Annotated in this window: 24 protein-coding genes and 1 pseudogene; 10 read left to right on the top strand and 15 right to left on the bottom strand. The window is 51.1% G+C overall.

The genetic code is table 11. The features are described from left to right. Positions 1–247: 247 nt before the first annotated feature. From ACGYLY_RS19410 to ACGYLY_RS19395, 4 genes are all read right to left on the bottom strand, one after another. Entirely contained in the window at positions 248–1,159 is a 912-nt protein-coding gene (locus ACGYLY_RS19410) for a DMT family transporter (protein ID WP_395284877.1), read from the bottom strand. Then, a complete protein-coding gene (locus ACGYLY_RS19405; RefSeq protein ID WP_395284878.1) occupies positions 1,147–2,175 on the bottom strand; it encodes a hypothetical protein in 1,029 nt (342 codons plus the stop codon). The genes ACGYLY_RS19410 and ACGYLY_RS19405 overlap by 13 nt, the downstream gene beginning before the upstream one ends. Position 2,176: 1 nt before the next feature. Further along, entirely contained in the window at positions 2,177–2,653 is a 477-nt protein-coding gene (locus ACGYLY_RS19400) for a DUF6069 family protein (protein ID WP_395291266.1), read from the bottom strand. A 166-nt stretch (positions 2,654–2,819) separates the two neighbouring features. After that, complete coding sequence (locus ACGYLY_RS19395; RefSeq protein WP_395284880.1) at positions 2,820–3,455, bottom strand: helix-turn-helix domain-containing protein; 636 nt, start codon at positions 3,453–3,455, stop codon at positions 2,820–2,822. Positions 3,456–3,808: 353 nt separating this feature from the next. On the opposite strand from ACGYLY_RS19395, the gene ACGYLY_RS19390 reads away from it, so the two are divergent. The 4 genes and pseudogenes from ACGYLY_RS19390 to ACGYLY_RS19375 form a co-directional block, all read left to right on the top strand. Beyond that, positions 3,809–4,012, top strand: a complete 204-nt coding sequence (locus tag ACGYLY_RS19390) for a hypothetical protein (RefSeq protein ID WP_395284881.1) — start codon at positions 3,809–3,811, stop codon at positions 4,010–4,012. Between the two features lie 603 nt (positions 4,013–4,615). Then, complete coding sequence (locus ACGYLY_RS19385) at positions 4,616–5,893, top strand: alpha/beta fold hydrolase (protein ID WP_395284882.1); 1,278 nt, start codon at positions 4,616–4,618, stop codon at positions 5,891–5,893. A 115-nt stretch (positions 5,894–6,008) separates the two neighbouring features. Next, positions 6,009–6,503, top strand: a complete 495-nt coding sequence (locus tag ACGYLY_RS19380; protein ID WP_395284883.1) for a hypothetical protein — start codon at positions 6,009–6,011, stop codon at positions 6,501–6,503. A 21-nt stretch (positions 6,504–6,524) separates the two neighbouring features. Next, positions 6,525–6,662, top strand: a pseudogene (locus tag ACGYLY_RS19375) (IS6 family transposase); the annotation flags it as partial. 1,921 nt (positions 6,663–8,583) lie between these two features. On the opposite strand, the gene ACGYLY_RS19370 reads toward ACGYLY_RS19375, so the two are convergent. Continuing rightward, on the bottom strand, positions 8,584–8,994 hold the full coding sequence (locus ACGYLY_RS19370; RefSeq protein ID WP_395291276.1) for a SprT-like domain-containing protein: 411 nt from the start codon (positions 8,992–8,994) through the stop codon (positions 8,584–8,586). A gap of 94 nt (positions 8,995–9,088) precedes the next feature. Beyond that, the gene (locus ACGYLY_RS19365) at positions 9,089–10,429 is read right to left on the bottom strand and encodes a hemolysin family protein (RefSeq protein ID WP_395284885.1); all 1,341 of its coding nucleotides are present in this window, start codon (positions 10,427–10,429) and stop codon (positions 9,089–9,091) included. Between the two features lie 637 nt (positions 10,430–11,066). Here ACGYLY_RS19365 and ACGYLY_RS19360 point away from each other — a divergent pair. Further along, a complete protein-coding gene (locus ACGYLY_RS19360) occupies positions 11,067–11,789 on the top strand; it encodes a helix-turn-helix domain-containing protein (RefSeq protein ID WP_395284886.1) in 723 nt (240 codons plus the stop codon). Between the two features lie 221 nt (positions 11,790–12,010). Here the strand turns inward: ACGYLY_RS19360 and ACGYLY_RS19355 are convergent, their stop codons facing one another. Together ACGYLY_RS19355 and ACGYLY_RS19350 are read right to left on the bottom strand one after the other, a co-directional pair. Continuing rightward, a complete protein-coding gene (locus ACGYLY_RS19355) occupies positions 12,011–12,286 on the bottom strand; it encodes a HalOD1 output domain-containing protein (protein ID WP_395284887.1) in 276 nt (91 codons plus the stop codon). A gap of 123 nt (positions 12,287–12,409) precedes the next feature. Then, the gene (locus tag ACGYLY_RS19350) at positions 12,410–12,556 is read right to left on the bottom strand and encodes a DUF1328 domain-containing protein (RefSeq protein ID WP_395284940.1); all 147 of its coding nucleotides are present in this window, start codon (positions 12,554–12,556) and stop codon (positions 12,410–12,412) included. Positions 12,557–13,092: 536 nt separating this feature from the next. On the opposite strand from ACGYLY_RS19350, the gene ACGYLY_RS19345 reads away from it, so the two are divergent. Next, the gene (locus ACGYLY_RS19345) at positions 13,093–13,797 is read left to right on the top strand and encodes a TetR/AcrR family transcriptional regulator (RefSeq protein WP_395284888.1); all 705 of its coding nucleotides are present in this window, start codon (positions 13,093–13,095) and stop codon (positions 13,795–13,797) included. Continuing rightward, positions 13,790–16,498: a phosphoenolpyruvate synthase gene (locus ACGYLY_RS19340; protein WP_395284889.1), complete on the top strand. Its 2,709-nt coding sequence runs from the start codon at positions 13,790–13,792 to the stop codon at positions 16,496–16,498. Before ACGYLY_RS19345 ends, ACGYLY_RS19340 begins: the two co-directional genes overlap by 8 nt. Positions 16,499–16,644: 146 nt before the next feature. Here the strand turns inward: ACGYLY_RS19340 and ACGYLY_RS19335 are convergent, their stop codons facing one another. From ACGYLY_RS19335 to ACGYLY_RS19310, 6 genes are all read right to left on the bottom strand, one after another. Continuing rightward, positions 16,645–16,887, bottom strand: a complete 243-nt coding sequence (locus tag ACGYLY_RS19335) for an SWIM zinc finger family protein (RefSeq protein ID WP_395284890.1) — start codon at positions 16,885–16,887, stop codon at positions 16,645–16,647. A gap of 368 nt (positions 16,888–17,255) precedes the next feature. After that, complete coding sequence (locus tag ACGYLY_RS19330; RefSeq protein ID WP_395284891.1) at positions 17,256–19,472, bottom strand: VWA domain-containing protein; 2,217 nt, start codon at positions 19,470–19,472, stop codon at positions 17,256–17,258. A 33-nt stretch (positions 19,473–19,505) separates the two neighbouring features. Further along, entirely contained in the window at positions 19,506–20,516 is a 1,011-nt protein-coding gene (locus ACGYLY_RS19325) for an AAA family ATPase (RefSeq protein WP_395284892.1), read from the bottom strand. A 268-nt stretch (positions 20,517–20,784) separates the two neighbouring features. After that, positions 20,785–21,525, bottom strand: a complete 741-nt coding sequence (locus ACGYLY_RS19320; protein WP_395284893.1) for a hypothetical protein — start codon at positions 21,523–21,525, stop codon at positions 20,785–20,787. 502 nt (positions 21,526–22,027) lie between these two features. Further along, the gene (locus ACGYLY_RS19315) at positions 22,028–22,519 is read right to left on the bottom strand and encodes a hypothetical protein (protein ID WP_395284894.1); all 492 of its coding nucleotides are present in this window, start codon (positions 22,517–22,519) and stop codon (positions 22,028–22,030) included. Positions 22,520–22,737: 218 nt separating this feature from the next. Next, complete coding sequence (locus tag ACGYLY_RS19310; RefSeq protein ID WP_395284895.1) at positions 22,738–23,001, bottom strand: hypothetical protein; 264 nt, start codon at positions 22,999–23,001, stop codon at positions 22,738–22,740. Positions 23,002–23,134: 133 nt separating this feature from the next. Between ACGYLY_RS19310 and ACGYLY_RS19305 the strand changes: the two genes are divergently transcribed. Both ACGYLY_RS19305 and ACGYLY_RS19300 read left to right on the top strand, forming a co-directional pair. After that, positions 23,135–23,785 carry a helix-turn-helix domain-containing protein gene (locus tag ACGYLY_RS19305; RefSeq protein ID WP_395284896.1) on the top strand — a complete coding sequence of 217 codons (651 nt, stop codon included), beginning with the start codon at positions 23,135–23,137 and terminating at the stop codon, positions 23,783–23,785. A gap of 283 nt (positions 23,786–24,068) precedes the next feature. Continuing rightward, positions 24,069–24,737, top strand: a complete 669-nt coding sequence (locus ACGYLY_RS19300) for an NAD-dependent epimerase/dehydratase family protein (protein WP_395284897.1) — start codon at positions 24,069–24,071, stop codon at positions 24,735–24,737. Between the two features lie 132 nt (positions 24,738–24,869). On the opposite strand, the gene ACGYLY_RS19295 is transcribed toward ACGYLY_RS19300, so the two are convergent. Next, positions 24,870–25,112, bottom strand: a complete 243-nt coding sequence (locus tag ACGYLY_RS19295; protein WP_395284898.1) for an SWIM zinc finger family protein — start codon at positions 25,110–25,112, stop codon at positions 24,870–24,872. Positions 25,113–25,368: 256 nt separating this feature from the next. On the opposite strand from ACGYLY_RS19295, the gene ACGYLY_RS19290 reads away from it, so the two are divergent. Further along, entirely contained in the window at positions 25,369–25,521 is a 153-nt protein-coding gene (locus ACGYLY_RS19290) for a hypothetical protein (protein WP_395284899.1), read from the top strand. Positions 25,522–25,865: the final 344 nt, after the last annotated feature.

Raw genomic sequence — 25,865 nt, 5'->3', positions numbered from 1 at the left:
GATATAACAAAGTAGGAGGTAGTTTGACAGTCCTATGCATAGAAGAGATCTCGTATACGGTCAGCATAGGAAGCCGTCGAGACTACTACAACGAACTCTGCCGTCTCAATCAACTCATCGTCGTCCGATGGAAACAGCGTCAGAGTGCCGTTGTCAGTAACTTGGACGGGTCTAGGGGCACCAATGGCGAAGAAAAAGTATTCGGCCCGTGTACAGTTTGATGCCGTCTGGTTAGAGCCTCGGTCTCTCAACTACCGAACACTCGGAAGTGAGCAAGTTCGGCAGTGAGTTCTCGATATTTGATCAAAATGAACCCAGTAACGATAACTAGAAACCCAACGAAAGTGAGGCTCGTAACCTGTTCATCGAGAAAAACCCATCCGAGAACCACTGCGACTACCGGCACAAGATAGCTACTAAGATTGATTTCAACGGGTCCAAACCGTGCAATGAGGTCGAAGTAAATCACGTACCCGACGGCACTAGGCAATACCACAAGATAGCAGAGGAGGACGAAGGCAGTGGGAGTGAAGGCGGCTATTGCGAGCGACTCACCTTGGAGAACGCTGAATCCATATTGGATACCACCCCCGATCAGCATTGACCATCCTGTAAGCGTAACATTTGACATCGACGCTGCGATCTTACGGAGGAAGACGGTACCGAGGGTGGCGCTTATTGCAGCAAGAAGCACTAAGCCTTCTCCTACCAGTGTCGTCCCGAAATTCGACGGATTGGGAAGAACGACGATAGCGACGCCGACAAAACTAACGAGAACCCCTACCATCCCACGTACAGAGAGTCGCTCATTGGGTAAAATCAACCATGCGACAACCACCGTCATTATCGGTATCATACTATAGATGATCCCAGCGACACCACTGGTCGTGAACTGTTGTCCGATATAGAGAAGGCCAGATACCCCAAAGAAAAGTATTCCACTGGTAAGCACTGCAGTCCAGTCATCACGAACTCGAGGACGCCATTCTTGGCCAGTCACACGCATGTATCCGACCAGTAAACATCCGGCGGTGACGAACCGTACCGCTGCGAAGAACAAAGGCGGCAGAAACTCGAGGCCGGCTTTGACAGCGGGGAATGTGCTTCCAAATAGAATTTGGATTAGGAGAAACAAACCAATGTCTCTTAGTTGTACCATGTTGAATCGCTTGATAATGTTTCTATATTGTTTCGGGAGTTCTCATCTAGCCGGTTTTTAGCGGTGATGAGTAGAACCACTGCACAGCCGACGAAGATCGCGTTCCCACTGGTATCGATTAACGGATTCGTGTAACCTGTTGATGGGATCTGAACAAATCCATACCACGCATAGGTAAGCACCAAGCCACTGGAAACTGCCAAACTATGGTATACTGACCATCCGGAGTGTTTCGACCATCGGAGAAAAAGTGCTCCTCCAAACACCACTATCAAGACCATTCCTACTACATTCAGAGTTACAGGGATTGCATTGTGAATTACTGCAAGCATCATAAACGCAGAGCCAAGCAGAAAAGCAATCACACCGACTATGCGAGCCTGAGGTACTGATTGTGCACTGGGATGGATATTCAGTTTGAATCGACCAAGACTCAAAGCAATAATTATCAGAGATTCGGCAATTACTCCACTACCGAATAACTGGGCGTGTGACGCCATGAACGGATCCTGTTGCTGAATTATAAACGTTACCGCACAACCCAGCAGAAAGATAATCGCCGTCCCAAGCAGTCCGACTGGCCGCAACCAAGGAGTGTGGCGAATCTCGGGGACGAGGGTCTCAACCAACGCAATCGGTACGGCAGTACTCCAGATAGTATGGATTCCCAGAACAAAAACAGTCCACCAGATGCTGATTCCGAGACTGTCGATATACCCGTAGTCAAGGAGCCGTAGTCCGAGGAAGTTGGGATTGAACAATGATTGAGTTACGAATGCCTCTTCTACGATAGCATATGTGAGACCAAGAAGCACCATGCTCGGCCATCCAAGCTGAAAGCGACGGACTGTTTCACGAATTAATAGTGCACCTCCGCCATAGAGCGGAGCAAGCGCCAGCAAAGCCCACAGCCATGTGATCGGTAGATTACCGAGAAGGAATTCTCCGATGAGAGGAGCTACAAAGAAAAGGGCGACAGCCGGGACGAGGCGCGCTTGTCTATTCAAGTGGTTCATTCTACTCTGACGAAGTATCGGTATCATGGATGTCGGGCACTACTGTGGTATCCGTGATCCGAGTCAAGACGCTAACACAGATGACTGCGACACTCATGTGCATTCCTGCTAAGACCAGGTGTACTGACGTTGCCGCCTCTTCCAAGACCGGTGGCGGCATTATGAACGACACGAACGAGAGCAGTAATACAAGGACTGAAATGATCACAAATGTTCGGTTTGGTCGCTGTGAAAAGCGAGTACTTGCCCAGTAGACAACAGTTGCTCCAATAGTCGTGACAGCCGTACTTGTGATCACTGCCCCCCATCCTAACGGCCAAAAATCGGCAGGAATAGCAATGAATTGGTATGCGATTACACGGATGATTGCATTGACGATTATACTGATGAGAACAGCCAATAAACCATATTTCGCGAACCGGTGAATGTCAGGTTGTGTACGGGAATTTATGTTGCCTGTCGATACTAATTGTGCCATACCCATATTGGGTCGGGAACTACCTCGGCTTTGCGCGTGAACCAGTTCATCTCTTTAAATAGCGCACATCTTCTACCGCTCTACCGGGCATGATCAACAAGTGATCCCATACCCTCCGCGAGAAAGCTTTAGGCTGTAGTTCCCCGGGCGATCCCATTACAGATTATCATTTGTTCGTTTCAGGAAATAAGTTCTTGACAATTCGGCCTTCAGCCCGTCGGAGCGTTCCACTCGCCGCTGATTTATTCACTTCAAATGTTTTCGCTAACTCCGTAAGCGTACATTGGCGAGGCGTTTCGTAATACCCGCGTGCAACCGCTTCGCTAATGAACTGTCGTTGTCGGTCTGTGAGTAGATCAACCGGGTCATGTGATTGCTGTATTGAGAGAATCTGATACTGAAGTCCAGCATGATCTAGGTGGTTCCTATATTCTGACAATTGTTCGACAGAAGCACTTCGTTCCACAAACAACCATCCGTCGTGCATAGTAATCGGAAAAAGCGTGAGATTACCTGATTCACGAGCGACGCGAAATGGTTCAGGAACCGGAATCTCATATTGGAGTAGAAGAGATCGCTCATCGGCAAAAATCACCTCGGACGAGTGTACATCCACAGCTTCTTCGAAATATCGAGCGATGGTGTCTCCGTTCATCGTTCGAACATCTATGACACCAATCAGTCGATCGTTAATTTTGTGACTCACCAATATTTTGAATTCCTCGTTCGGGAACTTCGTAGAGATAGCGGCCAGCTGGTCCTGTGACGCCGCAGCATTGATCTTGAGCTGTATACGAGCCATCGTATTGGAACGTACATTCCGAGCGAATATCTACGTACGTATCTGCATTTTTCAGGCGAGAGGATGTCAACGAGTACAGCAGACGATTCAACGTCGAAATATTACTCGTGCCGCTACTCTTGTGAGGACACTATTTAGCATGGTAACACCTATTGTTACAGAGCCGTTGTCGACCTCGATACAACATCATGGAGGTCCAACTCAGTTTTGAAGAGGTACTCTATCGTATACACAATTTTTTATCTTTGTGATTGAGTGAGAAATATCGGATTCATAGAAGGAATCAGTGTGGTATATCTAGTTATAGTTGATAGGTACAATAATCTTTTATCATCAGCAATCGACGGCGTATCATGACGCCCTACTCGGAGAATGACGGAGACGGGCCCGCAGACAGAGACGACGAGACAGACATGAAGTCGATGGGAGTATGGATGGGAACCGGGGTGGCAATTGGCGTCGCAATCGGCGCGGTGATGGGTGATGTAGGACTTGGGATTGTCTACGGCATTTTGATCGGAGCCGCGGTGGGTACTCTCCAGATGAGACGCCACTGATTTACCGGTCCCTCGTTTGCGAAGCAATACGATAATTCCGGCAGACCGTATCTGGTAATCAGACCTTTCAGTGGCCGTTCCTAGTCGTTGCTATGAAAAGTACCAGGAAAATGTATCATCTATTGTAGAGTGGTTACCCAAGTAGGGGTGATAATTCGAGGTGTTGGGTATATATAATTAACGCAACTACCATAATGAATATATAGTATTGGTGTAGTTTCAGCAAGTCCAAGTCCATGTATCCCGTCGAGAATAATCCAGTCTGGTAGGTATTAGTACTATCAAGCACGTGCACTGAGGAACGTATAAACTACGGTTTGAAGTTTGCTCGCGGAGAGGTAGGATCTGTTGTCGATAGTGTTCGATCGAGCCGTAGAAGAAGAGTACTATTTAAATTCCCGTACTGGTTCACGCGTAAAGCCGAGATATCTCCCGAGCCAATCTATGTATGGCACAATTTGCATCCGGGATGGCGATCAACAAATGAGAGACCTTGATCGACGGACACTCCTCACTCTTACAGGATCCGGCCTAACTGGTCTATTGACAGGATGTGTATCCAGTCAACCCGAATCGAGGAATCTAGCATCAGCTAATACTGAGATGACAATATCGACCAAGATAGCCAGAAAGTCAGGTGTTCTAAAGCGACGGGTTCGAATCCTCATCAATCTTATCGACGAAGGATCATATGAAAAAGCTCACGCGCAATTTGGATCCGAGTTAAAGCAGCAGGTCAGCCCAGCGCAACTAGAACAGGTATGGAACGGTGTAGAAGATCAGAACGGAGAATTCCAATCAATATCAAAACTGAAAGTTCGTACTCAAAAGGGAACCGACATAGTTACGGGACAGATTACGCTCGAACACGGGAGGGCGGAGATTATTACAGCGTTTAGGGACAAGACCATTATTGGCTTTCAAGTCCACCAATTGGGTCCGAAATGGTCAGGGCCATCATATGTGAATGAATCCACCTTTACTGAACAGAATATTACTATACAGGCAACCGACACGTGTTCCCTTGATGGGACAGTGACGGTTCCGTACAACACTACCCAAGCTCCAGGAATTGTCCTCGTCCATGGTCAGGGACCAAGTGATCGTGATGGGACGGTTGGACCAAACAAACCATATAAGGATCTCGCGTGGGGGCTTGCCTCTCGTGGAATCGCGGTATTGCGGTACGATAAGCGGACACAAGTCTGCAACCCAAATCTTGCAGAGATCACTATCAATGAAGCAGTGACCGACGATGCGCTGGCAGCGATTGAGACACTTCGCAAATCACCAAACGTGGCAGATAATAGTATATTTGTGGTCGGACATAGCATTGGGGCAACGTTAGCACCTCGTATTGCAACCCGAGACGGCAATCTTGCTGGAACAGGCATGCTAGCACCGTTAGCTCGTTCGGCAGCTGATGCAATCGATGATCAGACCCAATATTTAGCGACTCGAGATGGGGTAGTAACCGAAGCCGAAGAACAGCAACTCAAACTAGTTGATCAAATCACGAAACAGATTCGTTCACTCAACTTCCCCGATGATAAGGTAGTCTACCTTGGCGGCGATGAGTACTGGAGTAGTTTGCAGAGATATGAGGCTCTCGAGACTGCAAAGTGTCTTCCTATTCCACAGTTACTTCTCCAAGGAGAGCGTGACTACCAAGTTACTATTGAAGACGACTTTAGGCATTGGCATGCGATACTTGGTGGGAAGTCGAATGTGAGTTTCGAGCAATATCCGAAGCTCAACCATTTGTTCATGCCAGGTACTGGCAAATCCGGTCCCGAAGAATATAGAAAGCAAAATCACGTTGCTGAACAGGTCGTCTTGGATATCGCATCATTCGTTAAAAAGATCGTCTCGGCGGATTAATAGATCGAGAATAAATGCCTCGTTTTCCCCGAGCACGCAAAGAACGTCGCCAAGGCAAACGACGGAATGAATCCATGATCAGGATATTATATTGTGTGAAAGGAGGTACAGCAGCATGACGGGAGAGACTAATGCTTCCCAATCACGGGTCTCGTCTCTTCAGCGCGTTATCGAAGAACGGGTTGCCAATCCACTTTTCCGTTCGCTCCTGCAATCCCCTCTCTACTGGCTAGTAAGTAACTGGCTGATGCTTCTCTCATATACAGGACACCGATCCAGTCAGCGGTTTATATTTCCGGTGGCGTACAAGCGGTTAGCGGAAGAGATTGTTGTCGTCACCCCGATGGAAGATAGCAATTGGTGGAGGAACTTTCAGGATCGCCAGCGATGCACTATCTGGCTCCATGGAACGGAGCGTTCCGCAGCCGGGGAGGTGATCACTGGCAAAGAGCGTAACGCGATGCTCGTCGAGTACTTCGATACCTACGGGATAGTGGGGCGGGCGCTCGGGTTGGGTAGCACTCCCGAACCCCCGTCTGATGGACTTGTACAGGCGAACCAAGACCTCGCTGTGGTCCGAATCTCTCTCAACGAATGGACAGGATATTGATCAGTTAGCTATCTATCATTTGTCGCGCGCTTACATACATCATGGGTGGGCAGTCGGCCAAGCGTCCAGCAGTGGCTTGAACAGTTTATGCATTACTATCATCAACGACCGCTTCAATCGCTCAACAATCGAACGCCTGTCGAGGAGGAGCTAAACTAGATAGTGCCGTGTTAGCAGAGATATCAAATGGTGAATAAATCAGCGGCATGTGGAACGTCCCGGCGAGCTGAAGGACGCATTATCGAGGACGCACTCCCTGAAGCGAAGCAAACAACGATCTAAAATGGGTAGAATCCTCTGGTAGCGTGCACCACAATGTCCTCTAACATGGTGCTATGTTCATTCTTCGACAGGCTGCGATATTGTGCTAGAAAGATGGATACTATTTAAACTGCTGTACTGGTTCACGCGCAAAGCCGAGACATCTCCCGAGTCAGTATGGGTATGGCACAATTTGCAACGATAGACGACACTGCATCGTCCGCACACTACATTCCTCACCTATACACGAACATCCATAATGCGACAATCATCGCACAAAAGACAATTGTCACTTAAACAAACATCTCACTCCACCAGCGGTACAGGGCAGATCCATAGACACGCATGGTTCATCGCAACGATTGTCCTTGACCTTCCCTTGCTCGCGCTGCTCGGCATCATGCTGTACGTCACCCCAGGTCTCGCTGGGGTTATCGCCGCGATAGCTGGGATCGTCTCTGCACCAGTTGTTGTCCCTTACATTGTTGTCCGACTCGTCACAGCGATCCTGGACCGACAAACCTCAGCCCGCCACTTAACGTCACGCGGTGAGCCGGCTCTGAACCCAGATCCTGATAGGGACACCGACTGATATATTATATCTTTTGTTGAAAGTGTCACAGTTATGTAATGCCAATTGATGTAGCATAGTTGTTCCCACACAAAACGATTAGCAAACGATAATGGAGAGAACTGATTTCCGAGCTTGGTTGGATACGGACATTTACCAGAACATCAAATACCACGGGATCGGAGACACAATCGAGGCGCATTGGCCTCATAAAACCATTTGCTGCTATAAATCAGTCTCTTCAACATGAGATTTGTGACAAAACTTCTCACGCCAACAGAGCCTGCATTTTATCCCATCGTATAAGTGTTTGCCGACGACCCGGCAGTGAGACGGAGAGCACTGGATCACATACGGATGCTTGATGACGGAACCGGTGTTCTTCTCGTCCAACTCGACTCCGATAAGACCCTCGAAAACGGCGAGGAGAAAGATCGTCCCAATGAGTGTGAGGATCGTATCGAGACTGGAACTGTCTCGTACCCAACAGAACCGAAGGGATGCCAGAAGGAGGATTCGGGAGCAGGTTCTGACTCCGATTCTGGTGGATCGTCGGACGAAATGACCTCTGGGTCGAAGGATTCGAATACGTCGTCAGATGCCGTCGGAAGTTGGGCTCTGACTCCGGGAGTTCGGACGTTGAGGAATCGAGCGCAGACGAACAGGACTGCTAACAAAGTCGCTTTGTTTTTTCCCGAATTTGGTGATAGCGTTTTCGCACAGATCGATTCAGGGGCCCCGGGGTGATTCCACTTCCGCTTATGGATTTAACCGGCAAAAAATCAGGTTCAGTCTATTTGTTTGGCCTCGTCGGTGGGGACATTGTCAATCGTATTGAGTGGACTATCGAATGGCACTTCTAACTTGGTAGCGATTACTGCCACCAATTTCCACACTCGCTGTCGCCGATCTAAATCAACTTGTTTAGCGGGTTTATCGCCAACCAGACCGCAAGCGAATACGCCAAAGTTAGCATAATATACTAACCTCTGTTATCACCTGTATCGCCGAAAAACGAACGAATAAGTGAATAAGGGAGGGCCGAAAGCGTTCGCGGGAATTAGTGAGAGTCAGCGAGGAAATTCGTCACCCATACATCAGGGCACGGTGGGTGTAGATCGCCCATTGCAAGCACCGCATCCGGTGCCGCGAGATGATGGCCACACGGACTCACATGAACCCGCGACGGACCCGCCACCGTCATGGTCCCAACAAGCCGCAGACAGCGCGGACAGCGGTACTTGCACGTCATTCGGTGGCCTCCTCGACGCGCAGCGACCCGCCGCAGTCGCCACAGCTGTACTGCTCGGGGTGTTTGACGACCTTCGAGCGCTGGAAGCGCGGGAGTTGTCCACCGCACTCCTCGCAGGTCACCCACCAGTTCGGAGCTTTGAACCGCTTGCAATGCTGGGTTGTGTCGAGCGCATCCGTCCACCGCTCGAACGTTTGCCCGTGGTCCGCTTCCCCGAACTCGTGATACTGCCATGCGTGAATGAGTTCGTGGCGGACGGTCGCACTGAATTGTTCCCACCCGTGTTGTTCGTAGGCCCTCCAGGTCAGCACAATCGTGATTGCTTCTGTTGCCGGGTCGTACTTCGTGACGCCTGCCTGTCGTTGGGCTCGGTGGGACACCTCCCACTCAATCGTTTCGACCGGCAGGTCAGGGGAGTGCTCGGCGGCGACGTTCGTTGCGTGTTGTTGAGTCGGGTCAACCTCTTGGACCCCAATACAGACACCACTACCAGAGGACTCGTTATTCCTCAGGGGCCTCTTTCTGGGAGTGCTCTGTCGGTTGGATCACGAGACGTTCGATTCGTGCGTTGTCGATAGCATCGACGCGAAGGATGTATCCCTCCCGTTCGATTTGGTCACCGACTTCAGGTTCTCGCCCGAGTTGACTAAAGACCAACCCACCGATTGTCTCGACCTCGTCGGTTTCGAACGTGGCGCCAAGCCGTTCGTTCACGTCTCGGACTGGGACGCCGCCGTCGACGATGTACGTTCTGTCGTCTCGCTGCTCGATAGCGGGGCCCTGGGGTGCCGTGTCGAATTCGTCTCGAATGTCACCGACGATCTCCTCGAGGATGTCCTCGATAGTGACGATCCCCTCGAAAGCGCCCCATTCGTCGATGACAACTGCGATCTGTCCACCACCGTGTGTCTGAAACTCGGCGAGAATTGCGTCGATCCGGCGCGTTTCCGGAACGACGAGTACGTCGCGTGCGAGGTCACGTGCAGTGATCGGGCCGTCGTGATCGTCGGTTTCACTCGCCTTCAGAATGTCCTTTGCGTGGACGAATCCAATCGGCTGCTCCCCGTCCTCGTCAAGCACGATATATCGCGTGTAGGTTCCACTGGCAGCAACCGCACGAAGTTCTGAAAGTGCCATCGAGGCGGATACGGTTTCTACATCGGGACGTGGAACCATGATTTCGCGGGCGATCGTATCGCCAAGCTCGAAAACACTCTCAATCATCTCGACCTCGTCGAGATCGATCTCTCCGGTTTCTTCGGAGCGACTGAGAATCATCAGAATTTCTTCCTCGGAGTGTGTCTCTTCGCCTTCTGCCGCTGGCGAGACCCCAAACAAGCTCGTGAAGTAGTTGGCAGTGCCGTTGAAGACGATAATACCCGGGACGAACACGTAATAAAAGAACTTCATGAGTGGAGCAACGAGCAACGCTACTCGCTCGGCCTCCTGGATGGCGAACGTCTTTGGCGCGAGTTCACCGAATACGACGTGGAGGAACGTGATGAAGCCGAATCCCAGCGCGAACGCGACAAGATGAATCGTTCCCGCAGGCAGGAGTTCACCGAGAACCGGTTCAATGAGTGCTGCCACAGCCGGTTCGCCGATCCACCCGAGGCCGAGTGAGGAGAGCGTAATCCCGAGCTGACTGACTGCGAGATAGCTGTCCAAATTCTCGATGGCGTCCTGTACCAGGCCTGCGCCAGGCTTCCCGCGGTCGACGAGCGCGTTCACCCGGGTCGGGCGGATTTTTACGAACGCGAATTCGGCGGCCACAAACACCCCGTTCATGATGACGAGGAAGATAGCGAGAAGCAACCCACCTACGGAGATCAAATCAACCATTACATGCTCATAGGCGTGTGGGGCTCTTGTAAGGGGCGGCTGCTGTCGTCTCGATCTCCAGATGCGTCTCGGCTACGTCTCTTTCAGGACACATCCCCAACGGTCCGTGGGAACTGCTTAGTGACCGTTCGTCGTAGCTGCCAGTAGCAACCATGTACGAGAGAATTCTCTTCCCAGTTGATGGAAGCGAACATGCCGCTGAGATAGTTTGACTTCGCGGCCATGTTGTGCCGCTTGGAGATAGACCGATGGGCCGTCCTCGGGGCCTGTGTACGTGTGAACCAGGGTTTCGATTTTCGTGCCCGATGGTAACCGGGCAAGCGTTTCGCGCGTAGCTGTATGTATACTCTCCCCTATAATTGGTCATCTCAGGAGTGGAAGTAGCAACTCTCTTTCGGCTATTCTCTACATTCAACGTGCAATTGGGAGCAGAAGACACCCGAAACATAGGTGGGTTGCAAAACGGGTTTCAAGCATTGAAACAAAGCACTCCGACCGTAGCAGTTCTCACAGTGGTACGAAGTGTCAAGAGTGTTCGTCCAGTGACTAAACGTTGCACCGTGATTCCCTTTACCAAACTCGTGAGCGCAATCGTACTCTGGCACAGATTTCGAATGCCGATATTGCGTACCAGTAGATGCTCACCGAGTTTATCCCGTTGGCTAACGAAGAGGTGGCTATGGCGGGCACAGTTGTCGAAGTAGAGATCCCTATTGATGAGTTTGCGCTCCGACAAACGATCTCTGAGATCCCATCCATTGACTTTGAGATCGAGCGAGCTGTCGCTCACGATGCTGATCGGGTGATGCCATTCATCTGGGCACAGAGCGATGAAATCACCCGTGAGGCGTTTGAATCAGCTCTTGGTGACGATCCAAGCCTCGAACAGTTTGAGCTGATTGCCGATTTAGACGAAGAGTGGCTCTATCGGATGGAATGGATCGCTGAAATACAGACCCTCATCCACATTCTTGTTGAGGAGAAGGGAACAATCCTCTCTGCAGCCGGTACGCAAGCAGGGTGGAATCTTCGGATTTTGTTCGCAGACCGAGACGCGCTCTCCCGTACGTTTGATTACTGTGAAACCCACGGCTTAACACTGGACGTCTTGAATATTTACCAGTTTGAAGAAGGGCGTGAGGGTCGGTTGGGACTGACAGAAGAGCAACAAGACACACTCATATTTGCGTTCGAGGCAGGCTATTTCGATATTCCACGGGAGGCAAATGCAGAAAAACTAGCTGCGGATCTCGGCATTTCGCACCAAGCAGTTTCGGAACGATTGCGACGTGGGTATTCCAACCTAATCAAAAATACACTCATCATCGGGGACGGTGCTGGAAAAGAGCGGTCCGAATAGAAATTTCTGTGCATCTTCACGGGCGTTCGTTACTCGATGCCAGTCGATACGGTTATTTGATGTGATATGGATAAAAAGGGCTGAAGCAGTGGTTAATTCGGCAGGTCTTTCCGTCCCGTTCTCACGCACAGCCAGCACGGGAAGCTACCGAGACCGTTGCAATCACAGTTTTAGTCTCTGGTGATACACTCGACTAAGAGGTAGTTATCAGCTGTTTCAGGCTACGCTGATGGAAGTTTGCTATCGTCAACCTGTATGTAGACTCGTCTATTTCCAGAAATAATAATCGATAGTTCAGGAGTACTGAGAATGATACTTGGTTGTGTAGCTGATGAACGAAACAGGTCATCAAGTGCATTCGGATTAAAATTCTTGAAAAGCAGGTGTTCGGCGAGAAGCTCCATTCCTGTCTGTTCCGTAATTGCGGCGAGAATCGCATCACTGAGTGGACGATCATCAGTCTGTAGCTGCATCATTCGTAGAGGGTCGTCACTCATATTGGATTCCTCGTATAGTCACTAGTAAGAACGTCCCCCATTCTTTTGGCCAGTCTCTCAAATAACGAGATCACTGATGGGGCATTCTTCGGATTCCGACTATAGAATTTGATTAGCAATCCGTTAGAATAGTAACGAGACGATGGCAAGGATGACAAAAACGATGATCAGCCATTTTGCGACTTCCATAGAGAGCCCTGCGACACCTCTGGCTCCAAGTACTCCGGCGATGATCGCGAGAACAAAAAATCCAATTGCGAGTTCTAAGATTGCCATAAGATGGATATACGCCAGCTAAGCACATAATCTTCACGTCTGGATAAGCATCAGTTGTCGATGGATATTCTTTATCGCTCATACGTTTTCAACAGTCAATAAGGATATTTGATCCACTTGCTAAAGGGGAAAGGATCTCCAAACCATGATCGCTACGTCCGTCTGTGAAACGTGGGAGAATAATATCTCGTGACCTGACCCGCCGTCGATTTCGTCTCCCACGTCCGTCGGGTACGTCAGTGCTATCGGCGTGTGTTATCGCTTTTGACTCTCCCGACAAGAGAGGATAGGGATTCGTTTGGTTAGCTATGCCGGCCAGCAGTGAGCCTCAAACACTGGAAAACTGGAAAGAGTATCGTGTGAGTCGTCGAGGGTGTTCCCAAAAAGAATTAATCGAGACTCGCAGTGGACATTGCTAGCTGGAGCGATTCACCGGAGGATAGAACGTTTGAACGAAATATTCAAATATTCATATAGCGAATGGCTTCATACGAGAACGTGATTGTACCTACAATTCGCTCCGTAGTGAGTTGGTCAGCGAAAAGGCGCTAAATGGCACACTCCAGACGGCTGGGCAAGTGAGGTACAGGCGCGAACAACACCCATCCATGCCCACATTTACCGAAGAAAAGAAAAAACAAGTCCGTGAATCGCTTCGTAACACAGGACATGAGTTGTTTGCTCAGTATGGTGTACGGAAGACAACGATTTCGGAGCTTACAGAAGCCGCAGGAATTGGCACTGGGACTTTCTACCAATACTATGACTCCAAAGAAGAACTATACGTAGACATCCTCGAAGAGTACAACAAGGAACTAATTCCACGGTTACTCCAAAATTCCGTTGAGGCCTATGATGACCCAGAGATGGCCATAACAGCATTACTCGAAGAGACTCTAGACGAGTTTGAATCGAATCCACTTCTCAAGCGAATCATTATCGAGGACGAAGTGAGTTACATACGTAACCAGATTTCGGATGAGGAAATCTCAGAGAAGAGAAATAGTACAATAGAAGTCTTCCTCCCATACATTGAACACTGGTACGACGAAGGGAAAGTTGTGGGGACAGACCCTGAAAGTATTGTGCATTCAATCCGAGCGGTTGCTCGCATTGTTCATCAAAAAGAGCAAATTGGAGAGGAACGATATCCCCAGGTTCGAGACACCCTTATCGCTGCCGTCGCTGCGGGACTAACACGCGACAGTGACATGACGGAAGATTCCAATGAGTAACCTTGGGGAAATTCACTCCAATGCTCTGTATATTATTTCATTCACTGATCCAGAAGCGACTATGCGTGACCTTGTCGGGGGCAAAGGAGCGAATCTTGCGCAACTCGTTGCAGCGGGGGTTCCGGTCCCAGAGGGATTCTTTGTGTCGACTCAAGTCTTTCAAGAGCTTACCGACGATGAGCAAACGAGAGAGCTGATCGATGAGGTTTCGAAACTCGATTTGGAAGATAGCGCGGCGATTTCTGACATAGGGGCCACCCTTCGTCATCGAATCGAAGAACTCGACATCTCCACAGAAATTCGGAAAGAAATAGAGAGTGCCCTCAGTAAAATCGGAGACGGATCTGGAATTCCCTACGCTGTCCGTTCGAGTGCGACAGCCGAAGATCTTCCAGACGCGTCTTTCGCTGGTCAGCAAGAAACCTTTCTAAACGTTCAAGGAGCCGAGGATATCGTCAACAGTATCCGATCTTGTATGGCGAGCCTATTTACTGATCGTGCAATTGCGTACCGAGCCAAAAATCAGATTCCACATGATGATGTTGCCCTCGCAGTCGTCGTTCAGCGGATGATCAATCCCGAAGTATCCGGCATCCTCTTCACCGCTGACCCAATGACCGGAAATCGTTATACTACTGCTATCGAGGCTGGACTCGGTCTTGGTGAAGCATTTGTCTCGGGTGAGGCAACCACCGATTCGATTCGTGTAGATACACTAACTGAAGAGATCCTTGATTACGAAACAGGTGATCAGCAAATCGCTATATATCCACAGTCAGAGGGCGGAACAGAGACAATAGAACTGCCACCATCTAAACGAACTACCCGCTTACTCACTGATGAACAGATTCGAACGCTAGCAGCACTAGGAAACGAGATCAATGATCTGTTCGAGTCGCCACAAGACATCGAATGGTGCCTCGAAGACGGCAAGGTATACATCGTCCAATCCCGACCGATCACCTCGTTATTTCCTGTTCCGTTGCCCAAATCGGAGGACGATCAGCTCCATGTCTATATCAGTTTAGGGCATGCACAGGCATTCGCCGAAGCGATGCCCCCTCTCGTTCGGGATGTCTGGATGGCATATACGCAAACGACGTTCGAGGAGTTTGGATTTGGAGGCGACACGCAGTGGGCAGCAGAGGCAGGTGGCCGGGTTTACATGGATATCACGAAATTACTACAGATTAGAGCGCTTCAAGATCTCTTCCCGAAGCAATTGGCTGCAACTAGTGAACCAATGGGGGCAGCGCTCGAAGATATTGTCCATCGACGTGGCGACGAGTTTCTCACCAAGCGGTCGACTACCGAGAAATTAGCTGCGATTCCCGAACTCGCTACTGCAGCGTGGACGGGAACGAAAGCGAGTCGACCGCTCCTCGTAGCGATGGCAAGTGGCTTCCTTGGGGCCTTCATTGGTGCACCAGCTCCACCAGAGAGTGAGGAAGCCAAATGGAAGGCATGGGGAATGAATATCGCCACACAGGTGCGTGCTCCCAACAGCCTTGCAGAGCGCTCTCATTCTATCTTCAATCTTCTTGATGAGGCAATCAAATTCCCATCGACTGGGCCGCTGTTAGCTGCAATAACAGCAGGAGTTTGGTTGGAAAACAGGTTCCCGAAGGACGCTGAGGATGTCAATGCTATCGGGAGAGGCTTTCCCCACGAAGTGGTGACGCGGATCAATCTTGGACTCGGTGATCTCGCAGACGTAGCTCGCGAGAATCCACCTGTTGCCGATGCATTGCGACAAGATGCATCTCTAGAAGAAATCAAATCTGTAGAAGGGGGAGAGGATTTCATAGCCGCATTTGATGAGTATCTTGACAATTTCGGTCATCGTGCGACCGGTGAAATCGATATCAGTCGTCCACGCTGGCGTGAAGATCCGTCTGGATTGCTGGCGACGATTCGAGCAAATCTCGAACACGGGGAGAGAGGAGAACATCGTGAGCACATCCAAGAATTGGAATATGAAGCTGCGACGGCAGCAAAACGGCTTGAACAACAAGCGAATCATGGACTTCTTGGTCCGGTTCGGAAACGACTGATTCGCCAACTTATTCGAACCTATCGTGGCTACATTCAGACTCGTGAGTATCCAAAACAGGGTTCCGCGTATATGTTTACTTCGTGGCGCAACACTCTGTGTGATGTTGGCGACCAATTCGCCTCAGAAGGCAAACTAGCTGATTCGGACGATATCTGGTTTCTTCGAAAAGAAGAACTGTTCGCTGCGCTTGAGGGTGATTCAATAGACGTTGATATTGAGAACCGACGTGCTGAGTTTGAGCGCTATGCATCGATGGATGCACCACCGGTGTTGACGAGCGAAGGCGAAGCACCTAGCGGACATATCGAGCACACGGATGTGCCCGATGGTGCACTCGTTGGAACCGGTGTTTCGGGGGGTATTGTCGAAGGAGTAGCTCGGGTCGTCCGGTATCCCACAGAAGAGACGATTGAAAAGGGCGAAATTCTCATCGCACCATCCTCTGATCCCGGCTGGACACCCCTATTTCTGAATGCATCTGGGATGGTTGTGGAAGTGGGTGGTCAGATGAGCCATGGCGCACTTGTTGCACGTGAATATGGTCTTCCAGCAGTCGTTTCAGTTCCTGAAGCAACTCGTCGTATCGAAACTGGTCAACGAGTTCGGGTCGATGGAACAAACGGAATTGTTACCCTGTTAGAGTAAATTCCAAAGCTGGCTATGTCCTGTCCACACTCCCAGTTTTTCATTAATCGTCTGGAATGGGGTTCATTGAGGAGTACTAGGCTAGATATGGGTAGTGAATGTGCGAGTTAGTTCGGCAGTTCCTTCCGTCCTGTTCTCACGCACGGTCAGCACGGGAAGCCACCGAGGCCGTCACAGTCGCAGTCTTCGGGTTCGATATTGTCTTCATCCTCGGACGGGAACGCATCGAGCGTCACGTTTTCGACGGCGGCCATGTGCTTGCAAAAGGCGTTCCGGTGGACGTGATGCGGGCACGTGCAGGCCATCAGACCTTCGGTCACGTCGTCCAGTGTGACGACGTATTGGTGCTCAGCGGGGTTCTCGTGGCTCTCGTTGGTGACTTCGACCATTCCGGGAGCACCGACGTCGAAGGAAAACTGTTCGGTCTGTACGCGTTTTGGTGCCGTCTCGTCAGCTTCAGGCTCGGCGAGTAATTCAAGGCTTCAGTGCTGCACGTTTTACACGTCTGTCTGCACGTTGTTACTCATGCTGTGACTTCCTTAGTCCTGTGTGCCGATATCACAGTAGAAATTTCGTACAGACGTAACGCGACTCAGCGGTTCAAAGCAAAAACTCACGGCAGAAGCTTCGAGCAGCTTGAACCGAGACGAATCTTTAGAAAAAATTTGTAGAAACACGTGATCTCCAAAAATTCTAGAAATTTCTATCATCATTTTAATTTCTGGAGATAGTAAACAAAATAAGGGTCCAAGAGACATCAGATCTCATCACTGTGGCGAGCGGTCTCGACTTGGCTACGATACACATCGACGAGTCGCTCGGTGAGGTTCGATCGGTCGACCAGCGCGTATCCCCTCTCTCCGAACATTTCCCGAAGGGTTCCCCCGTCTATTTCGTCGCCAATTCCAATGCCGATAACAGCGATGTCATGATGGCGACGCGCCTGCCGAACCTGTTCTTTCGCGTCCGTCACCGCCTCTTCACGATTAGGCATCGTTCCATCAAGCGGAATGTTCGGTTTCCCGTCCGTGATTACAATGAGTATCTGCTCCCGGCTGTTCTTGTATTTGAGGAGATCACGGACGTCCGCAATTCCCGAAGCAGTCGGCGTATCATCCATCTCGCTAATAGCATTCAGATGATGCCACTGAAACTCCTCATTTGGGGCTGTTACGAGCGGTATTTTAATCTGGTTCCCATTCTTTCTATTGGTTCCGAATCCACTGGCAACAATATCATCGCCGATAACGGAGGTGGCTCTGAAGAGCGCACCCAGGGCGACTTTCGCCTCAAAAACATCCATGCTTCTGCTCAGGTCGATCGCGACGCCGACTGTTCGATCACTGGCGTCGGTTTGCCGTCGATGACGAAACACATTCTGTTGGTGCAGTGCGCCAGCACGCTGGCGTACGGCTGCTCGAACGTCGAGACGCCCGCCACGCCACCCTCTCCGCTCGACGGCGCGTGTGTCGAACGCGGAGAACGCCTCCTCAATCTGTTGGGTGAGTCCCCGTCTGTCAAGTTCAGTCCTGACGTCTGATGCGTTGCTCTGCGTCGATGCCCGCGCGTCACGAGCGGCTCTCCGCGCTGTGATGTCGTTCTCTGCGAGTCGTTCCGTCCGCAGCAGGTCCTTCCCTCGATGCGTGTTATTCACGTCCAGCTGGCCGTCTGAATGGTGACTACACCGGTACCATTCAGCAGCCGTGCCTTTGTCCGCCATGCTCGCCATCGCATTTACCATTGCCGCGGTCTCCTGCTCTGCGCCGTCATCCGCCTCGAGTTTGTTTCCATCCGGAGAAGAGAAGTCTACTTTAGAGAGGTCGGAGTGGTTCAGCGTCCCGAGGGCCTCTGGCGAAACTGTGCGGAGTGCGTCGACGTCAATATGTTCCGGTTGAACTGTCTCGGGGTCAATGTCCTGCGGAAGGGTCCCATTAGCAGTCAAGAAACCCTCCGCAGAGTGTCCCGCCGCGGTGAGTCGACGGTACAGCGCAGCTGCAGTCGCCTTGTATTGTTCCTCCTCGCTGGGACGGCTAATGAGTCCAGGAGTGAACGTGCGGAGTAGCCAGCGCCACGCTCCGAGTATTCCGGACTTTTTGCCTGCCCATCTCAGGAGAGCGACTATTCGGATCTTCTCAAGTAGCCGATGTATCGCGCCAAGAAGGCCGCTGGCAAACAGGATGCTGACAGCGACAAGAGTTGAAGAAACGTCTTTCAGCGCGTCACCCAGAACTGCACGCGCAGTTATCGGTTTGACTGCGCCATGAGGGGCACTACGAACGTCGGGAGTGAGGTCGGCGGGAAACGTTGTGTCCTCCGCGTACTCATCGGCGAACTTCGGGACGGCGACCCGTGATAGAAGTGCGTCGGTCACGCGACGCGCTCGCTCCCGTCGTCGCGTCGCGTCGTGTTCGCATCTAGCTTCTATGAAGTGGCGGCGGGTTTGACCGAGGAACGAACGATCGTCGTCGTTTATTGTCGCGATGCCTTTTACGTGCCCAGCCAATGCGAGTTGATAGACTCCCTCAACCAGCGCTGCTTCTCGGGGAAGCGTATCTAGCGGCGGATGTCGGTCGTCGTCGGACATGATGATGTCGGCTTTAAACGCAACAGTTTGTCGCAGTCCCTTGAACTCATTTGTCCGCTGTTCGCCAACGTACATGTCTTCGACTAGATTCCGCACGAAGCTGGCTACGTGGGGAACGGTCGGATAGTCGCGCACGAATTCCTCGAACTCGGAGTGTACGCCGAGACGTATCTGCCAGGCCTGATGACTGAGCGCGTCGACGACAAACCGTAATTCGTCAGCCTCGCACAGTTCCACGTCAGTGTCGATTTCAGTCGAAACAGCAACTGTGTCCTCATCGACGACAAATGAGCGGTTGGCGAACACGACGTCAAGGCGTTTGCCATCGGTGTGGACGCTTGAGAGCGTTTGGAGGAGATTTCGGAGTACGTCGTTTTCCTGTAACACCATTGTGGTTGTCTCGAGTTCGTGTTTGAACGGGAGTTACGCGTACTCGTTCCCCTTCACTATTCTTCGCTCGTCGCCAAGCCAGGATTGGACTGCCTCTTTTCCGACGGGAATCCCGGAGAGTCGATCCTTCACTATTTGCATGGCCTGTTCCTGTGCAGCGCGATTCTCGTCGTAAAACGGCCGGAGAACGGCATCACGTGCTGCTTCGACCGCTGGATCGTCAAGACCCGCATCGTGATACGCAAAGGCGGAGCGCGCCCAAGAGAGAACCATCGCGGTGGGAACGCCAGCGGTTATCGCTGACCGATCTTCGTTACAGGCTTGCATGCGGATATCATTCGCTGTCTTGACGATCTCGACAGCTAACGGCAACGATATAGGGGTCTGATCAGAGACCAGACGCGCCTCTTTCTCAACATCGATCAATCCAAGATAAGTGATCGAAAATTTATTACCGAACCGCCGTCGCTCAGCCCTGTCGAGACGCTCTGTGACGTATTCTGGTCCTTCGTTGACCGTCGCAATCACAATGAGGTTCTGTGGATCTCCTTGAACGATTTCTCCGCCTCTACTATCGAGTTCCACGCATCCCCGGTCATCGAGGGCACTGAAGAGAACACCTTTGGATTCGGGTCGGATCCGATTCACTTCGTCGATCAGTAGAACGACCAGGTCCTCTCGACTCGCAAGCAACGCTTTGGTGAGTGGTCCGTCGTTCCACACCGTTTGATCGTCGACGAGAGCCGGTGAACCAAGCAAATCGCCCTCGTGAAGGCTGTACTTCCCCTGAATAGTAATGAGCGGGGCGTCCAAGTGAGAGGCCAAGTAACGTGCACAGTGCGTCTTACCGCATCCCGTCGGTCCGCCAAGCAAGAACCGGGGAAGTTTCCCGGTTATTTTCCGCATGCGTATGTCCGCTTGAATGCGATCGAGTTCATCATCATTTTGGATATATTTTGGAACGTCCGTCTGATAGTATTCCGCGAAATCGTATTCTCTGTCTACAGGCATCCCAGTGATAATATTGTGTTGCTCGTCCAACATGGTCAATCAATACCAACTCCCTCTTCTCACCATAGATTCCATATACCTGTAATTCGACACAAGGGTTCAATGGAATGGGAATGATTTAAATATTGTCTATCTTTCTTAGGTCAAAGTTTCGTCTTGGAAATAATCTGCTCTGTCGCCCTTAGTCGAACTGTCGCAGGTTTTGACGAACTAATTTCTGTGAGCTACTCCAGCTCTCTCAAATCAGATCCCCTGCAAAAAACGCTAGGAGTTTTGTGGAAAGTCGTCCACAAAGTACCTCTTAATCATCATCGCTCGGTTGCGGACTCGGGGTTCCCTGACTCGCACTGCTCATCCAGCCGTCAATGTGTTCAGCGACATAGTCACGTCCACCCCATCCAAACGCGACACCCACGCCAATGGCGATGGCGGCTGCGAATCCCCATGCAAGAGCACGACCGAAGACGTACAGAATACCCACATCGATGCCCATCGTATCGAGACCGATGACAATGGCAGTGAAGTACAAGAAGAGGCGAGTCCCCGTCGCGAACCAATTGGTGTAGGCAGTGTGCGTTGCTGCTCGTGTCCGCATGATGGCATCGCCGATGAAATCCGCCACCACGAATCCGAGAATGATGACCAACAAACCAGCGATTAGTGCTGGGAGGTACGAGACGGCTGTCGCCACCCACTGCGAAAGTGTTGAAATTGCGAGAACGTTTGCTGCTGCCAGGATCGCGAGTGCATAGACGAACCACGCAGCGAGTTTGCCGAATGCACCCGACACTGCACTTTCGGTGCCGCCCAGCATTCGCCCGAGCGGCGTATTAAGTACCATTCGATCGAGTTTGATTCGGTCGGAAATTCGCCGGACTACGGCTGCCACGGCGCGTCCGATCACCCAGCCAATGATCAGAATAGCAAGTGCACCAATAAGTCGTGGAAGCAGTGCGATGAATCCTGAAATAGGATCTTGCAGCCATCCGGGAACGCCGCTGATTTGTAGGACGGTACTCGTGAAGATGTCATGTTGTGTCATCGTATTAATCTCCTCCACACTGTCACGTGGCTCAGCAGAAAAAAGAGAGTGCAGACAATTTGTTCTTGGCTGCCTAAATCGCGACGGCAAATGAGTAACGGAGAATGAGCCTAGTTGTGTGTCATTCGATTGTTATAAAATAGAAAGTAAATAAATTAAGATAGTGATTAGGAGTGAATAGTTAGACCGAGGGTGGAGCATGCGAGAAAGCTCGACTGTTCCGTAGGTCACAACCCAATTTAGGAAACGAGAAACGAACAATTGCTCACAATTGAAAAATTATTGACTGATCCAATCGGGGGTTTCATACGACCTGCATACGCTCTACAAGCGTTCGATGGTCAATTAAGCACCTTCAGCTAGCGATGAGCGATTTGATTCTAATCAGAAGTATCCCTCACCGGGTACCGATTTCAGTGCGTCGACCGGAGTTCCAGTGATTCTACCGACAGCTGAGCGTTTGCGGTAACTGATGGCGACACGCAGTACATTACCTACTTGATTAATTCGTCTTGGACCCATCTGAGCGGTAAAATGAGGGATTATCGGCCTCGCTAGGGTAGTGAACGGTAATGACTACTGGTTCTGACCCCCATCGTTCCCTCGTGGCGTACAGATCGTTGAGTGCTTGGACGATGGTTTCAGTGAAAGGCGATGTGGATTCCGTCGGTTGGAGCAATAGTGCCGCTCCCCACCCCGTGATCCATGGAATTAGGTCAGGGGGGACAAATCCTGGGTCTAATGGAATCGATGTCGACTCTGGCGAACTTGGGAGTTCAATATCGGATTCATTGAGGTTTGTAAGGCCAAGTTCAAGCAGTTGACGTGGGTCATCCGCACCGAACACCCGCATGAGCATCTCGGCCCCGATAACAGCGGAGGTGAAATCCCCATCGACGTGGGATTTTAGCTCCTCTGAGAGCGATTGAAGCTCTGATTCAGTCCATTGGGGTCCAGCGACCCCGACAATGTCAAATCCCGTCAATGTTTCCATACCCACTCTCGACAGCGGATAAGAGGATAAGTATTGTCTAAATAATAACCTTGGAAAGTTTAAATGTCTGAAATGAACTGAGCCAGGAGATGACAATACTACCAGCAATAAGAATATGCCGATGAGCAGTATCCACTTCCTCGCAAGCAAGTTACCCTGTGGCGCAGTAAATCGCTCGGACCACATGGACTGGAGGTTGTCCGTTCAGTGGGTAAACGTCACCCCGAATCAGCGTCGCCGAACTCGTGGTACCGCCAGGCGTAAATCAGTTCATGGCGCACTATCGAACTGAATTGCTCCCAGCCGTGTTGCTCGAACGAATCCCATGCGAGCGAGATCGTTATCTCGCCGTTCGCCGGGTCGTATTTTGTCGCTCCTGCCGGCCGCTGTCGTCGGTATCTCGTCACTCTCGATCGGTACATCCGGCACTCGGTGAGCGTTTCCTGGGCGGCCATATCGGAGAGCGTCGATTGGCGAGACATCACTGAGAAGCGGGAGACGGGATTAAGCTGGTATGTCTTTGTGACCAGTGCACACATTCCAGTCTCACATGCAGCGATCTCTGAACAGACACAATCAAGAGAATCTTATTTGTGCTCATCGTCAGAGAGGCACATGAGTCTCACTGCTGAATTCAAGCTTCAATCACCACAACTACCACTGACCGACGTGGCTGCCACTGCGCCTGATCTCAGATTTCAACTCGAAAGTGCTGAACAACCTCGATCTGGACCGGTCGTATTCTTCATTCGGGTCACGGGATCGTCATTCAACGGAGTTGAGACTGCACTCGACGAATCCGCATCCGTCAGAGAGTCTGTTCTAATCAGTGAGATCAGCTCAATCCGGATGTATCAGATCATCTCGGATAGTCCTCGGCCTGCGTTCCTCGATACGCTATGGTTCCAGAAAACGTTTCCCGAGAGCGTAGTGATCTCCCCTGACGGGTGGCGGGTCAAACAACAATTCACTAATCGAGACGAATTTACCGCATATCGGGAGTTCTGGTGTTCGATCGGCTTTTCGTTTCATCTTGATCGGCTCTACAACGCACAAACCCCCGACTCCGAGCTAATTGGTCTATCTAATAAACAGCGTGAGGCGTTGCTTACAGCGTACGAGAAAGGGTATTTCGCTGTCCCACAACAAACATCGCTGGATGATATCGCGGAGATTCTCGACATCTCCCGCTCTTCGCTTGCTGAACGGCTCCATCGAGCACAGGCGCATCTCATCGAACACTTTTACTACGCAGATACTTATTAAACCCCAAAATATGTGGGGGATAGCTGATTCACGCTTCTATCTTTGAGTAGCGTGTGAAATCAGATACGCAGACACCCCGAGGTGTCGGTCGGCGAGATCGTCCTGAGACCGTCCACGGTATGCTATCTACATTGAGAAAACAAAGGGCCAAGGGGTCCGATGATAGTTCAGGAGTTGTCTATCTCAGATCGTTGGTTCTGGCACCAGTGCCTCCGATTCCCAGTCGAGACTGGATCAGTATCACTTCAAATTTCAGTCACACTTACGGCACGGGATCTTTCGTATGAGCTGTATACTCATCACCGGTGGGAACGGGTTCGTTGGTCGTGAAATTGCTCGACTTGCTGTCGACGATGGTCATAGGGTACGGAGTATCGCCCGAAGTGGGCGGCCGGAGATTGCGGATCCGTGGGTTGATGCGGGTGACTGGTATGCAGCCGATGTATTCGAACCTCAACGCTGGCGAGACCGAATTGATGGCTGTGACGCCGTTATCCATACGATTGCTGCCATTCGTGATTCACCAAAACAGGGAGTGACGCTCGAACGATTGAACGGTGATGCGGCGATCATTGCGGGACTTGAAGCCGAGCGGGCGAATGTTAATGCGTTCGTCTTTCTGTCGGCAATCGGAACACCCCCATTTGTCAGCGAGCGGTATGAAGCCGCGAAACGACGTGCTGAACGAGCACTCAATGACCTGGACCTTCGCACGAGTGTCCTCCGACCTGGAGCGATCTATGGCAAAGGGACGAATCAAGGTCATTTCCCACGACCGGTTAATCGCTTCTTGGAAACTGTCGACGACCACGAGTGGCTTGCTCGTCGTTTCGGTGACGGACGACCGCTCGGTGTCGAACAAGTTGCTCGGAGTGCACTCCACGTGGCACTCAATTCCGAGACACCGAACCTACTCGAGACTCAAGAGATCAGTTCCCGTTTCAGAGGGTAGCAAATCGTCATCTTTCGACTTTCGCAGATATCCGGAAATCACTGCAATGGTACTCTCGATAAGCATTCATTGGTCGGTGATAGCCGAGATCGTCACTTGTTGTGCCATGGATAACAAAGACAGAAACGGTGGTTAGTTCGGCAGTTCTTTTCGTCCCGTTCTCACGCATGGCCAGCACGGGAAGTCACCGAGGCCCTCACAGTCGCAGTTGTCTGGTTCGGTATCGTTGTCGTCCTCGGACGGGAAGGCGTTGAGCGTTCCGTCGTCAGTTGCGTTTTCGACGGCGGTCATGTGTTTGCAGTATGCGTTGCGGTGGACGTGATGCGGGCAGGTGCAGGCCATCAGCTCCTCGGTCACGTCGTCAATGGAGACCACGTATTGGTGGGCTTTGGGGTTCTCGTGGCTCTCGTTGGTGACTTCGATGAGTCCGGGGCGTCGAGTCGAAGACGAATTGGTCGGCCTGTGCGCGTTTCTGTGCCATCTTGGCAGCAGGAGAATCGTTCAGCAGATTTGTTCGCAGATCGAATCAGTGTGATAGAGTCCACCCGGTGGAAGAGATACAACTGACAGCGTGAAAAATTATAGATACTTGTTGGAGAAAGCTTATTAGTAGAAAATGAGTCGTAAATGTATGGACGCAACTGGTGGAGATGGAATGGACAGGATGGATGGAGACCCGACAGGCTCTGGGACTCCAGTCCTCAAGTCCGATTCAGTCAAAGCAATGGTAGTGCTTCTCGGCATTCTCGTCATCTTTTTTCTACTCATGTATTTCCTCGGGTAGCATCCCACACATCACACATAGCTAATGAACAGAAGACACGACTAGCGACACAACTTTTGCAGCGATGAGCGAGTCAAAGTTCTGGCTGTGATTGCTCGGTGAGCAGTAGATACAGTTAAGAGAATTGTCATGCAACTAACTGCATTAATTTTAAGAGTAGCACAAAGCATTTACCGAACCCCCAAAGGACCAGGTGTGGCGCGGTTGCCTCTGACACCCTGAATAGGTCTCGCGTGGGTCTAGCGCCATCACTCCCGATCCATACTTCCCCCTGCGCCCGCCACCCCTCCTTCCTGCTCGCACACGTGCCATAGCGTGCCTCCGAGCAGGGATATACGAAAGAT

This window comes from Haladaptatus sp. CMAA 1909 (assembly GCF_043952005.1).
GTDB lineage: Archaea > Halobacteriota > Halobacteria > Halobacteriales > Haladaptataceae > Haladaptatus.
The sequence above is the reverse complement of the archived record's forward strand: the minus strand, read 5'-3'. Positions and strand labels throughout refer to the sequence as shown.

Excerpts from the sequence above, each read along its gene's own strand:
- ACGYLY_RS19410 (WP_395284877.1), bottom strand. The coding sequence starts at position 1,159 with ATGGTACAACTAAGAGACATTGGTTTGTTTCTCCTAATCCAAATTCTA.
- ACGYLY_RS19405 (WP_395284878.1), bottom strand. The coding sequence starts at position 2,175 with ATGAACCACTTGAATAGACAAGCGCGCCTCGTCCCGGCTGTCGCCCTT.
- ACGYLY_RS19400 (WP_395291266.1), bottom strand. The coding sequence starts at position 2,653 with ATGGCACAATTAGTATCGACAGGCAACATAAATTCCCGTACACAACCT.
- ACGYLY_RS19395 (WP_395284880.1), bottom strand. The coding sequence starts at position 3,455 with ATGGCTCGTATACAGCTCAAGATCAATGCTGCGGCGTCACAGGACCAG.
- ACGYLY_RS19390 (WP_395284881.1), top strand. The coding sequence starts at position 3,809 with ATGACGCCCTACTCGGAGAATGACGGAGACGGGCCCGCAGACAGAGAC.
- ACGYLY_RS19385 (WP_395284882.1), top strand. The coding sequence starts at position 4,616 with ATGACAATATCGACCAAGATAGCCAGAAAGTCAGGTGTTCTAAAGCGA.
- ACGYLY_RS19380 (WP_395284883.1), top strand. The coding sequence starts at position 6,009 with ATGACGGGAGAGACTAATGCTTCCCAATCACGGGTCTCGTCTCTTCAG.
- ACGYLY_RS19365 (WP_395284885.1), bottom strand. The coding sequence starts at position 10,429 with ATGGTTGATTTGATCTCCGTAGGTGGGTTGCTTCTCGCTATCTTCCTC.
- ACGYLY_RS19360 (WP_395284886.1), top strand. The coding sequence starts at position 11,067 with ATGCTCACCGAGTTTATCCCGTTGGCTAACGAAGAGGTGGCTATGGCG.
- ACGYLY_RS19355 (WP_395284887.1), bottom strand. The coding sequence starts at position 12,286 with ATGAGTGACGACCCTCTACGAATGATGCAGCTACAGACTGATGATCGT.
- ACGYLY_RS19340 (WP_395284889.1), top strand. The coding sequence starts at position 13,790 with ATGAGTAACCTTGGGGAAATTCACTCCAATGCTCTGTATATTATTTCA.
- ACGYLY_RS19335 (WP_395284890.1), bottom strand. The coding sequence starts at position 16,887 with ATGGTCGAAGTCACCAACGAGAGCCACGAGAACCCCGCTGAGCACCAA.
- ACGYLY_RS19330 (WP_395284891.1), bottom strand. The coding sequence starts at position 19,472 with ATGGTGTTACAGGAAAACGACGTACTCCGAAATCTCCTCCAAACGCTC.
- ACGYLY_RS19325 (WP_395284892.1), bottom strand. The coding sequence starts at position 20,516 with ATGTTGGACGAGCAACACAATATTATCACTGGGATGCCTGTAGACAGA.
- ACGYLY_RS19320 (WP_395284893.1), bottom strand. The coding sequence starts at position 21,525 with ATGACACAACATGACATCTTCACGAGTACCGTCCTACAAATCAGCGGC.
- ACGYLY_RS19315 (WP_395284894.1), bottom strand. The coding sequence starts at position 22,519 with ATGGAAACATTGACGGGATTTGACATTGTCGGGGTCGCTGGACCCCAA.
- ACGYLY_RS19310 (WP_395284895.1), bottom strand. The coding sequence starts at position 23,001 with ATGTCTCGCCAATCGACGCTCTCCGATATGGCCGCCCAGGAAACGCTC.
- ACGYLY_RS19305 (WP_395284896.1), top strand. The coding sequence starts at position 23,135 with ATGAGTCTCACTGCTGAATTCAAGCTTCAATCACCACAACTACCACTG.
- ACGYLY_RS19300 (WP_395284897.1), top strand. The coding sequence starts at position 24,069 with ATGAGCTGTATACTCATCACCGGTGGGAACGGGTTCGTTGGTCGTGAA.
- ACGYLY_RS19290 (WP_395284899.1), top strand. The coding sequence starts at position 25,369 with ATGGACGCAACTGGTGGAGATGGAATGGACAGGATGGATGGAGACCCG.